Origin of the sequence: Thomasclavelia ramosa DSM 1402 (assembly GCF_014131695.1) — a bacterium.
Lineage (GTDB): Bacteria > Bacillota_I > Bacilli_A > Erysipelotrichales > Coprobacillaceae > Thomasclavelia > Thomasclavelia ramosa.
The window spans coordinates 1,342,784-1,355,337 of record NZ_CP036346.1 but is presented as its reverse complement, the minus strand read 5'-3'; the positions used below and the strand labels follow the sequence as shown (position 1 = coordinate 1,355,337).

7 protein-coding genes and 1 rRNA gene are annotated in these 12,554 nt (G+C 35.5%); all 8 read right to left on the bottom strand.

Features of this window, described 5'->3' with window-relative positions:
* Positions 1–106: 106 nt before the first annotated feature.
* The 8 genes from EYR00_RS06410 to ppdK all read right to left on the bottom strand — a co-directional run bounded on the left by EYR00_RS06410 (position 107) and on the right by ppdK (position 12,456).
* Positions 107–1,633 (bottom strand): 16S ribosomal RNA (locus tag EYR00_RS06410).
* A gap of 269 nt (positions 1,634–1,902) precedes the next feature.
* Entirely contained in the window at positions 1,903–5,421 is a 3,519-nt protein-coding gene (gene nifJ, locus EYR00_RS06405) for a pyruvate:ferredoxin (flavodoxin) oxidoreductase (RefSeq protein WP_003538029.1), read from the bottom strand.
* A 242-nt stretch (positions 5,422–5,663) separates the two neighbouring features.
* A complete protein-coding gene (locus EYR00_RS06400) occupies positions 5,664–6,131 on the bottom strand; it encodes a hypothetical protein (RefSeq protein WP_226814575.1) in 468 nt (155 codons plus the stop codon).
* Positions 6,131–7,030 (bottom strand): UTP--glucose-1-phosphate uridylyltransferase GalU, encoded by a 900-nt coding sequence (galU, locus tag EYR00_RS06395; RefSeq protein WP_003538026.1) that lies wholly within the window; start codon positions 7,028–7,030, stop codon positions 6,131–6,133. Before galU ends, EYR00_RS06400 begins: the two co-directional genes overlap by 1 nt.
* Positions 7,031–7,072: 42 nt before the next feature.
* Entirely contained in the window at positions 7,073–7,717 is a 645-nt protein-coding gene (locus EYR00_RS06390) for a rhomboid family intramembrane serine protease (protein ID WP_003538025.1), read from the bottom strand.
* Position 7,718: 1 nt separating this feature from the next.
* Complete coding sequence (locus EYR00_RS06385; protein ID WP_226814574.1) at positions 7,719–8,717, bottom strand: DNA-processing protein DprA; 999 nt, start codon at positions 8,715–8,717, stop codon at positions 7,719–7,721.
* 9 nt (positions 8,718–8,726) lie between these two features.
* Entirely contained in the window at positions 8,727–9,707 is a 981-nt protein-coding gene (locus EYR00_RS06380; RefSeq protein ID WP_003538023.1) for an asparaginase, read from the bottom strand.
* Positions 9,708–9,789: 82 nt separating this feature from the next.
* On the bottom strand, positions 9,790–12,456 hold the full coding sequence (ppdK, locus tag EYR00_RS06375) for a pyruvate, phosphate dikinase (RefSeq protein ID WP_003538022.1): 2,667 nt from the start codon (positions 12,454–12,456) through the stop codon (positions 9,790–9,792).
* Positions 12,457–12,554 lie beyond the last annotated feature (98 nt).

Below are 12,554 nucleotides of genomic sequence, written 5' to 3'. Positions count from 1 at the left end.
TTTTCAATGATCTCTGAGTCATACCTGAGTATCACTCAAAACTAAACAGTATCTTCGAAACATCACTTCTCTTGTGCATCATCTTCGATCATGCGTTTCTCCTTAGAAAGGAGGTGATCCATCCCCACGTTCCCGTAGGGATACCTTGTTACGACTTCACCCCAATCATCAATCCCACCTTAGACAGCTCCTTCCTTGCGGTTAGGCCACCGGCTTCGGGTGTTATCAACTCTCGTGGTGTGACGGGCGGTGTGTACAAGGCCCGAGAACGTATTCACCGCGACATGCTGATTCGCGATTACTAGCGATTCCAACTTCATGTAGTCGAGTTGCAGACTACAATCCGAACTGAGAATGGTTTTATGGGTTTTGCTTCACCTCGCGGCTTCGCTTCCCTCTGCACCATCCATTGTAGCACGTGTGTAGCCCAGGTCATAAGGGGCATGATGATTTGACGTCATCCCCGCCTTCCTCCAGCTTGTCACTGGCAGTCTCGCTAGAGTCCCCAACTTAATGATGGTAACTAACGATAAGGGTTGCGCTCGTTGCGGGACTTAACCCAACATCTCACGACACGAGCTGACGACAACCATGCACCACCTGTATCTCATATAGCTATCTCTCCATCTCTGGAGCCTTTATGAGTATGTCAAGACCTGGTAAGGTTCTTCGCGTTGCTTCGAATTAAACCACATGCTCCACCGCTTGTGCGGGCCCCCGTCAATTCCTTTGAGTTTCATTCTTGCGAACGTACTACTCAGGCGGAGTACTTATTGCGTTAACTGCAGCACTGAACTTTGACATCCAACACTTAGTACTCATCGTTTACGGCGTGGACTACTAGGGTATCTAATCCTATTTGCTCCCCACGCTTTCGGGACTGAGCGTCAGTTGCAGGCCAGATCGTCGCCTTCGCCACTGGTGTTCCTCCATATATCTACGCATTTCACCGCTACACATGGAATTCCACGATCCTCTCCTGCACTCTAGCTGCCTGGTTTCTATGGCTTACTGAAGTTAAGCTTCAGGCTTTCACCACAGACCCTTGCTGCCGCCTGCTCCCTCTTTACGCCCAATAATTCCGGATAACGCTTGCCACCTACGTATTACCGCGGCTGCTGGCACGTAGTTAGCCGTGGCTTTCTAATAAAGTACCGTCACTCGGCTACCATTTCCTGTAGCCGCCGTTCTTCCTTTATAACAGAAGTTTACAATCCGAAAACCTTCTTCCTTCACGCGGCGTTGCTCGGTCAGGGTTTCCCCCATTGCCGAAAATTCCCTACTGCTGCCTCCCGTAGGAGTCTGGGCCGTGTCTCAGTCCCAGTGTGGCCGGTCACCCTCTCAGGTCGGCTACGCATCGTCGCCTTGGTGGGCCGTTACCCCGCCAACCAGCTAATGCGCCATAAGTCCATCCTCTACCAGTGCTTTGAGGCACTTTTAATACGGTCACCATGCAGTGTCCGTACCTATGCGGTCTTAGCTATCGTTTCCAATAGTTATCCCCCTGTCTAGGGCAGGTTACTTATGTATTACTCACCCGTTCGCCACTCGAGCACAAGTGCTCGCGTTCGACTTGCATGTATTAGGCACGCCGCCAGCGTTCATCCTGAGCCAGGATCAAACTCTCCATTGTTTATTTAAACAACTCTTCGTTTGTTTAGCTCTTTTTTCTTTTTTATCCTTCTGGATATTGACGTGTGTTTCTTAATTCTGTTTAGTTTTCAATGATCTCCACTCTTATCTCGAGTGCATGATTATTCTATCACTAATATTTGCTCTTGTAAAGAATTTTATACATTTTTTTTATTTTTTTATTAAGTTTCCAAAAAACAGTGTAATAATCAACTATATTTGCAGTCGAATAAGAAAAAATCAGAGGATTTTTCCTCTGATTTAAACTTTTTATGCCATTCTATCTAATCTTAAACGACGTTTTTTAGCATCAGCTAAACATTTCTCCATTAATGCCTCCGCATGTTCTGGATTAACCTTTAACAATTGTGCAAAACGGTTTTCAGATAACAAGAAATCTTTAAATTTATCAAAGTCTGGTGCTTTAGAATCAACTTGCAAAGGATTCTTTCCTGCATCTTCAAGACGAGGATCATATCTCAATAAGTTGAAGTATCCACAAGATACAGCATCTTTTTGTTGTCTTTGATGATTTGCAAGACCACCTTTAATACCATGTTCCATACATGGAGAGTAAGCAATGATTAAAGAAGGTCCATTATAAGCTTCAGCTTCTTTGAATGCTTTAATTGTTTGTACAGGATTTGCTCCCATAGCAACTTGAGCAACATAAACATGTCCATATGCCATAGCGATTTGTGCTAAATCTTTTTTAGCAGCTGATTTACCCCCAGCAGTAAATTTGGCGATTGATCCAGCTTGAGATGATTTAGAAGATTGTCCGCCTGTATTAGAATATACTTCAGTATCAAGTACTAAAATATTAACATTTTGGTTACTTGCAATAACATGATCTAATCCACCATAGCCGATATCATAAGCCCATCCATCACCACCAATGATCCATTGAGATTTACTTACCATATCTCCTTCATGATTTAACAATTCTTTAATTGCTTCGTTGCTTGAAGCTTTAACCGCAGTCATGATTTGAGGCACAAGCTCTCTTTCTTTAGCGCGATCACCATTGATTTCAACATACTCTTCCAATAAAGCCTTCAGTTCCGGTTCACAAGCATCTTTATTTTCTTCAATAATACGTAATAGATGCCCAACTTTATAATTTTCAGCTAATTTCATTCCGAAACCAAATTCAGCATTATCTTCGAATAATGAGTTAGCCCATGCTGGTCCTTGACCATTTCCATCAATCGCACAAGGTGTAGAAGGAGTAGAACCACTATAAATTGAACTACATCCAGTAGCATTAGCAATCATCATATCCTTACCAAATAATTGTGAAGCCAAACGATAGTATGGTGTTTCACCACATCCACCACAAGCACCTGAAACTTCAAAATACGGTCTCATGAAACCAACACCTTTAGCTGTAGTTAATGGATACTTATCATCACGATATTTAACATTAGCATACATGTAATCAGCTAATGGAGCATGTACTAATTCATCTTTCACACTAACCATTTCAAGAGCTTTTTCACCTTTCTTACCTGGACATTCAGTAACACATAAACCACATCCAACACAGTTATCCGGTGAAACTTGGATACGATATACTAATCCACCCATATCTTTACCCATTGGAACTAAAACATCATCACCAATGTTTTCTGGTAAATTAGCCATTTCTTCTTCATCAAGCAAGAACGCTCTGATCGTTGCATGAGGGCAAACCATTACACAGTTATTACATTGAATACAGTTATCTTTATTCCAACGAGGAACTTCAGTTGCAATTGCACGCTTTTCTTTGATTGCCACTCCTGATTTCATTGAACCATCTAATTTATCCATGAAAGCAGAAACAGGTAAATCATAACCATCTAAACTATTGATTACTGAAACAAATTCATCAAAATGTTCATCTCCAGTAGTACTTCTAGTTGCAGTTACTGTTAAATCAGACCAAGAATTATCAACAGCTACTTCTTCAATTGCGTCTTTACCTGCATCAATTGCTTTGTAGTTAAGTTGGACAATAGCATCACCTTTTTTACTATATGTTTTCTTTGCCATTTCTTTCATATATTCAACAGCTTTTTCAATTGGTAAGATTTGGGGATTTAATGCAAAGAATGCAGATTGAAGAATTGTATTAGTTCTTCTTCCCATACCAATTTCGCCAGCAATTTTATTGGCATTAATTATATAGAATTTAGCCTTTTTATCTGCTAATTGTTTTTTTACTCGATTTGGTAAATAATCAATAATTTCTTCTTTTGAGAACTCTGTATTTAATAAGAATGTTCCACCATCTTTAAGATTTTTTAACATATCATATTTAATTACATAGTTGTCTAATGAACAAGAAATAAAATCCGCATTATTTACATAATAAGTAGCTCTGATTGGAGTATTCCCAAAGCGTAAATTAGAGCGTGTTGCCCCTCCAGCTTTTTTAGAATCATAAGCAAAATAAGCTTGTGAATATAAATCAGTATGATCCCCAATGATTTTTATTGAAGATTTATTAGCTGAAACAGTACCATCTGAACCTAAACCATAAAATAGACATGCTGTATAATCAGCATCAACATTAAATTCAGGATCCTCTTTTAATGATAGATTAGTTACATCATCATTAATACCAATTGTAAATGAAGTAAATGGAGCATCCTCTAATAAATGATCATATACTGCTTTGATTTGACGAGGAGTAGTATCTTTAGAACCCATACCATAACGTCCACCAACAATTGCTCTTACATGTTTAACGTCTTTAAGGACACTAACAACATCTAAATATAAAGGCTCTCCAGTAGCACCCATTTCTTTAGTACGATCTAGAACAGCTACTTTTTCCACTGTATTAGGTAATACTTTTAATAAGTATTTGGCAGAGAAAGGACGATATAGATGTACTTTAATTAAACCTACGCGATCACCGCGACGGTTCATTTCATCAATTGTTTCTTTAATTGTTTCTGTTACTGATCCCATTGCAACGATTACTCTTGCTGCATCAGGTGCCCCATAATATGTAAATGGAGCATATTCTCTACCGGTAATTTCAGAAATCTTTTTCATATAATCAGCAACTACTTCTACCACTGCATCATAATGCTTGTTTTGAGCTTCACGACCTTGGAAATAAATATCATCATTTTCAGCCCCACCGCGCTCAATTGGGTTAGTGTGTGGATTCATTGCATTTTTCTTGTATTTAGCAAGAGCCTCTTTATCTAAAAGACTTTCTAATACATCATAATCCATTACTTCTACTTTTTGAATTTCATGAGATGTTCTAAACCCATCAAAGAAGTGCATTACAGGAACAGATGATTTAATTGCCGTTAAATGTGCAATTCCTCCTAAATCCATTACTTCTTGAACTGAGTGTGAACAAATCATTGGCATTCCAACTTGGCGACAAGCATAAATATCTTGATGATCACCAAAAATATTTAATGCTCTTGTTGCAAGTGCTCTTGCTGATACATGGAATACACCAGGTAATAATTCCCCAGCAATCTTGTATAAGTTAGGAATCATCAATAATAAACCTTGAGACGCAGTAAAAGTAGTTGCAAGTGCACCACCTTGTAACGCCCCATGGACAGCACCAGCAGCTCCGGCTTCTGATTGCATTTCAATTACATTAACAGGTGAACCAAAGATATTTTTTTTACCTTGGGCAGACCATGCTTCCGCATTTTCAGCCATTGGAGATGAAGGTGTAATTGGATAAATACTTGCTACTTCAGTAAACGCATACGCAACGTGCGCTGCAGCAGTATTACCATCCATTGATAAAAACTTTTTAGCCATTTTTAAAAATCCTCCTTTTGCATACCATTATTATACTACGTAGCCTTTTGTATTGCTAGTTATAATTACTAAAAGACCCTCACAAATATAGAAAGGCATTATTTTTTCATTTTAAATAAAAAGAATGTTTTTATTTAACAATCCATTTACCTTGAATCCATCAATCTTTATTAAAAATAATATAACAAAAAAGCTGATCACTAAAACCGATCAGCCAATTATATTCTTTTAAATTAATATATTTAATCTTTTAATGCCATATATGCCGCAATCGCACCAAATAAATAGATAATTGTACTTAACACATCACCTGTTATCATATTTTGGAAACAATATTTGAATGTTTCAACTAGCATGCTGACATTAAAAAAAGGTAGCGTTATACTTATAAAAATTGCTTGTGCCACGACAATTCCTAAAACAAAAGTAACTGCAGCAATAATGGCTAATTGTTGACCACTTTTATTCAATACTTTTTTTATTGCCTGAGCTTCAAAAATTCCAATTAAAATAGTAAAGTATGAAAAATTAAAACCTATTTTAGAAATAATCCAGGTTAAAATACATCCCATAACGATCGTTGAACCAAATCCAACTAAAATAGCTATTAAATAATCTTTCCCATATACTTTTTGATCATTATTTTGATTAAAAAACGCTTGCGCTTCTTTTCTTTGTTTATACTCTTCATATTTCTCTTGAAAACTCATCATTTAACATCCTTTACAAGTGAATTTATATATGCTTGAACCTTTTCTTTTAAATCTTCGCGCTTTAATGCAAAATCAATCGTTGCCTTAATAAAACCAAACTTATCACCAACATCATAACGAATCCCTTCAAAGTCATACGCATAGACCGCTTGAATATCCATTAAACGTTTGATAGCATCTGTTAACTGGATTTCTCCACCAGCACCTTTTCCTTGAGTTTCTAGCAATTCAAATACTTTTGGTGTCAAAACATATCTTCCTAATACTGCCATATCGCTAGGAGCTTCTTCAACTGCCGGCTTTTCCACCATATTATTTAACTTAACTAAACGCCCACCATTTTCACGAGGATGCGAATGTGACGGACTGACAATTCCATATTTACAAACATCTTTATGTTCAACTGTCTGTACCCCAACAACTGATGCTTCTTTATTTATATACGCATCTATTAATTGCTTTAATGCTGGCTCACCACCATCATTTACAACAATATCATCACCTAATAATACTGCAAATGGCTCATCACCAATAAATGATTTTGCACATAATACCGCATGACCTAATCCCTTTGGCTCTTTTTGACGAATATAATAAATATTTGCCATATCAGCAATATCTTGTATCATTTTAACTTGTTCCATTTTACCTGATTCTGTTAAACGCGCTTCTAATTCATACGACTTATCAAAATGATTTTCCATCGCATGTTTATTTGAATTAGTAATAATTAAAATTTCTTCAATTCCACTATCCACTGCTTCTTGGATAATATATTGAATTGTTGGGGTATCAACAATTGGCAACATCTCCTTTGCTAGTGCTTTAGTTGCTGGTAAAAATCTTGTTCCTAATCCAGCCGCTGGAATAATTGCTTTTCTTACTTTTTGTTTCATTGTACTCTCCTCTATATGTTTATATTTTACTATATCTGATTATTAATTGACAAGATTATGATAATTTTCCGGTTTTTTCTTTTTCCAAATGCGTAAAGGCATAAATTTGATAATTAGTAAAGTTGCAATAAAACCACCAATCATACCTGAAATATGTCCAGATAAAGAAATCGAAGGCACCAATATAGAAATCAGCAGCATCAATAGAACACTTGACGATATTTGCTTGAATAAATATGCATAAACATCTTTAAATTTCCAAGCCAATGCTAATAAAGCTCCCATCAATCCAAAAATAGCTCCAGAAATACCTCCCATAATACTACTAGCACCATTTCCAGTCAAAATATAAAAAACTGTTGGTAAAATCGTAGTTGCAAGGGCAGAAGCAATCAAAATAATCAAATAACGCTTCATTCCCAACAAATATTCCATAACTGAGCCTAGATTAACTAATGAATAACAGTTACAAAAAATATGCATAATTCCAAAATGAATAAAGTTTGCACTAATTAATCGCCAATATTGATTTCCTGCCAAAACCAAAATTGGATTAAATCCACCTGCTCTGATTCCTTGATAAGCATTCATTTCAAAACCGTATTTAACGGTTGTATAACAATAAACTAAAATACATATTCCAATCACCCCGGCTGTCACTGGATATTTTTTATAATCAAAATTCATTCTATTCTCCTATAAATTCAAATATTGACATCTGATCAATATTGACTTCTGCATCTTCAACAATTTTTTTGTTTCTATCATAAATCATATCGAACGAATAATCAGACAATACATCTTTTATATATATTGGTGTCACTCCCATATCAAGTAACCGATCATTTCCTAAATATAACCCTTCAACAGCTAAAGGTGTAGTCCATTTATTGTGTAAATTTTGCAACGAAGTAAACCATGTTGCGCCATTATTAATACTACTTGAAACAATAATTTGATATTTTGACAATGCACATACATAGCTATTACGCTCAATTGCATTAGTTACATCAAAATAGCAGTTTGGATCCTCAGCACTCAGCATCACTAATTGTCCGGATTTAATATATCTAGTATAGTCTTTGCTTTTAGCACCAAGTCGCTCACAAACAAAACTAATACAATGACAACCATGATAAAGTGCGTAATGCAAAGCAACATCATCAATTCCTTTAGCATCATTGGAAATGTAAATTAGATTATCTTCAATTGCTTTATCTACCAATCTTTTGGTATAGGCGCGATCTTTTTTAGTAACCTTATTAAGACCCATCAAAGAAATTCCTTCTCCAACTAATTCAATATTACCACAATAAAACACATATAATGGAGCCCTTTTCTTTAGGTGTTTAGTTAACAATTTAGGGAAATTATCTTCATATTTTGTAGTAACATTAATTCCATTTCCCTCCAGATTATTAAGAACACTAAAAAAAATATTCATCGTTTCAATTCTTCGTGCCATTTTATAAGCAATAAATTCATTTATTTCTAAAATTTCTTCAAGTTCTGTCTGATTCATCGACAGCAAACTAGCAGGTCCTTTTAACCCCTTCTTTTTTATAATCCGCTCAATTAACAACCATTCCTCATTAGAAAGTGGGACCTCTTTATACGCTTTTAATCGAGCACAAAACAGCATCATTGCAATACTATCTAAATTAAGTTTGATTCGTTCCACGTACATGTGCCCCCTTTAATATTCATTAAAAATTCTTTTAATTTCTTTTGTATTCTGAGTAACACTTAAAGCAAGCATTAGAAGCACTCTAGCTTTTTGTCCTGACAAAGTATTAGACGGTATACAGACATTATGAGGATCAAAAACATCACTCTCATATACAATTCCCTGATTAACCCGAGACGCTCTAACAAAAATGATTCCTTGAGCACCTAGTGTTTCAATTTCATTCAGCCATGCTTGACTATAATTACCACTACCGCTGCCAATTATCACAATCCCTCGATGATTCTGAGCCATCATCGTCAAAATATCAGGTTTAGCACCAGCATAGTAATAGACAATCCCTACCGGAGGCAATTCAGTAATTGGCTTTTCACTAAAAACTGATTGCAATGTATGTTTTTTAAAAGTTCTTGAAAACATCATAACTTTATCATCATTCATATAACCCAAACATCCAAAATCTTTTTGATCAAATGCATCAGTTTTAAAATTACTAATTTTTTGGATATCTCGCCCTGAATAAATTGTACTTGAAAAGACTGCCATTACGCCATGTCCCAAAGCATCATCACACGAAGCCAAACAAACAGCTTGATATAAATTAATCGGACCATCTGCACTAGTTGCACTCGCTGGTCTCATTGCCCCTGTCAAAACGACTGGCTTATATGTATTGATTGTAAGATTTAAAAAATAGGCTGTCTCATCCAATGTATCAGTTCCATGAGTAACTACAATACCATCAACATTTTTTTGAGAAGCCAAATCATTTATTTTATTAGCTAAAATTATCCAATGTTCTTCATTCATCTCATTACTATCGACATTAAAAAGCTGAATTGCTTTTAAATTAGCAACTTCATTAATCATTGGAATAGAGTCAATTATTTCCTTAATATTGATTTTTCCAGCCTGATAATTAGTTGCTTTTCCAACTTTGCCACTTCCTGCAATTGTTCCACCTGTTGCTACAATTATAATATTTTTCATTTTATCACCATATCTATTATACCAAATATCCTACTTTACACAAATAAAAAAACGTCTCTTTAAATTAAGAGACGTTTATCAGCTATTTATCAGCAACTAATACTTTATCAGTAGTGTGTTCTAGGATAATTTCCTCAGCAGCAGCTTGAGCAGCAGCTAAACGTGCAATTAACACACGATATGGAGAACAAGATACATAAGTTAAACCTGTTTTATGACAGAATTTAATTGATTCTGGATCTCCACCATGTTCACCACAAATACCTAATTTAATTTTTGGACGAACACTGCGACCTTTGTTTGCAGCCATTTCTACTAATTGACCAACACCACTTTGATCAAGCGATACGAATGGATCAACTTGAATTACTTTACGATTAATATATTCAGGCAAGAAACTTCCTACATCATCACGAGAGAAACCAAATGTCATTTGAGTTAAATCGTTAGTTCCAAATGAGAAAAATTCAGCATGTTTTGCAATTTCATCAGCTGTTAAAGCAGCTCTTGGAATTTCAATCATTGTACCGATCTTATATTCAATTTTTGCATTTTTAGCCATAATTGCGGCATCAATTGCTTTTGTAACATTATCTTTCACATAAACGATTTCAGATTCACTACCAATCAATGGTAACATGATTTCTGGTACGATTGTACATCCTAATTCTCTTTCAACATCAATCGCTGCATCAATAATTGCTCTAACTTGCATATTATAGATTTCTGGATACGTTACTGCTAAACGTGAACCACGATGTCCTAACATTGGATTAGTTTCTTTTAAAGTTGCGCCCTTAGTTTTCACTTCTTCTAATGTTTTTCCAAGTTTATCAGCAACTGCTTGATATTCTTCATCAGTATGTGGTAAAAATTCATGAAGAGGTGGATCTAATAAACGTACTGTTACCGGTAATCCAACCATCGCACGATAGATTCCTCTGAAGTCTTCAACTTGGAATTTATATAACTCATCTAATGCCTTAATTCTTTCTTCCACTGTATCAGATAAAATCATTTGTCTTACATATTCGATACGATCTCCTTCAAAGAACATATGTTCTGTACGACATAAACCAATACCTTCAGCTCCAAATTTAATAGCTACAGCCGCATCACGAGGGCTATCAGCATTAGCACGAACTTGTAATTTCTTGATTTCATCAGCCCAAGACATCAATTCAGCAAAATCACCTGTTAATTCAGATTCTTCAGAATCTAAAATTCCCATATATACTTTACCACTTGTACCATCTAATGAAATTTCTGTTCCTTCTGGATAAGTTTTTCCATCAATTGTAAATGTTCCTGCATCATAATCAATCGATAATGCTTTTGCACCTACGATACAGCATTTACCCATACCACGAGCAACTACAGCTGCATGACTCGTCATTCCTCCAGTAGAAGTTAAAATACCTTCACAATCAACCATACCTTGAATATCTTCAGGAGAAGTTTCGTGTCTTACTAAAATAACTTTTTCACCAGCTACAGCTTGTTCATGAACTTTTTCAGCAGTTAAATAAACTTTACCAGCACCAGCACCTGGTGAAGCAGGTAATCCTTCAATCAACACTTCAGCAGCAGCTAATGCAGCAGGTGTAAAGTTCGGATGTAATAGTTGTGAGATTTGATCAGGTTCAACTCTTGTCATTGCTTCATATTTATTGATTAAACCTTCATGTACTAAATCTACAGCAATTTTTAATGCTGCTTTACCAGTACGTTTACCATTTCGAGTTTGTAAAATATATAGTTTACCATTCTCAACTGTAAATTCACAGTCTTGCATATCTTTATAATGTTTTTCTAATCCTTTAACAATTGTAACTAATTGTTTATAGATTTCTGGCATATCTTCTTCTAATTTAGCAATTTTTTGTGGTGTACGAATACCAGCAACAACGTCTTCACCTTGAGCGTTAATTAAATACTCACCATAAATATGATTATCCCCATTAGCAGCATTACGAGTAAATAATACCCCAGTACCTGAGTCATCACCCATATTACCAAATACCATTTGTTGTACGTTAACAGCAGTTCCCAAATCATGAGGAATTCCATTTAAGTTACGATAAATAATAGCACGATCATTATTCCATGATCTGAATACAGCTAAAATTGCTCCCATTAATTGTTCTTTAGCTTCTTGTGGAAAGTCTCTACCTAATTGAGTTTTGAAAATTTCTTTATATTGAGGAATAATGATATTTTCAAAATCTTCTGCAGTGATATCTAAATCACTTTCATATCCCTTTGAAGTTTTTAATTCACTTAATTTAGCTTCAAATAACTCTTTATCAACTTCACAAACTACATCAGAGTACATTTGAATAAATCTACGATAACTATCAAAAGCAAAACGACGATTTCCTGTTTGTTTAGCTACAACTTCAACAGTTTCATCATTTAAACCTAAGTTAAGAATTGTATCCATCATTCCAGGCATAGAAAATTTTGCTCCAGAACGAACTGAAACTAATAACGGATTATCTAATCCCCCAAGTTTTTTATCAGCTAATTTTTCTAATCTTTCTAAGCAGTCATCAATTTGTTTTTTCATTTCATCATTGATGATCTTACCATCAGCATAATATTCATTACATGCTTCAGTAGTCACTGTAAATCCTTGTGGTACTGGTAACCCTAAGTTAACCATTGCAGCCAAGTTAGCCCCTTTACCACCTAGAAGGTCACGCATCATTTCGTTTCCTTCGCTAAACATATAAACGTATTTTTTCATTCAATCTAATCCTCCTTAGAATTAATACATAAATATATTATACACGTGTTAGCCTTTTCATTCAAGTGTAAGCGCTTTTAAAATACCATATTTTTATA

What these genes read in the sequence shown, in the direction of transcription:
- nifJ (WP_003538029.1), bottom strand. Translation starts at nt 5,421, where the DNA reads ATGGCTAAAAAGTTTTTATCAATGGATGGTAATACTGCTGCAGCGCAC.
- EYR00_RS06400 (WP_226814575.1), bottom strand. Translation starts at nt 6,131, where the DNA reads ATGAGTTTTCAAGAGAAATATGAAGAGTATAAACAAAGAAAAGAAGCG.
- galU (WP_003538026.1), bottom strand. Translation starts at nt 7,030, where the DNA reads ATGAAACAAAAAGTAAGAAAAGCAATTATTCCAGCGGCTGGATTAGGA.
- EYR00_RS06390 (WP_003538025.1), bottom strand. Translation starts at nt 7,717, where the DNA reads ATGAATTTTGATTATAAAAAATATCCAGTGACAGCCGGGGTGATTGGA.
- EYR00_RS06385 (WP_226814574.1), bottom strand. Translation starts at nt 8,717, where the DNA reads ATGTACGTGGAACGAATCAAACTTAATTTAGATAGTATTGCAATGATG.
- EYR00_RS06380 (WP_003538023.1), bottom strand. Translation starts at nt 9,707, where the DNA reads ATGAAAAATATTATAATTGTAGCAACAGGTGGAACAATTGCAGGAAGT.
- ppdK (WP_003538022.1), bottom strand. Translation starts at nt 12,456, where the DNA reads ATGAAAAAATACGTTTATATGTTTAGCGAAGGAAACGAAATGATGCGT.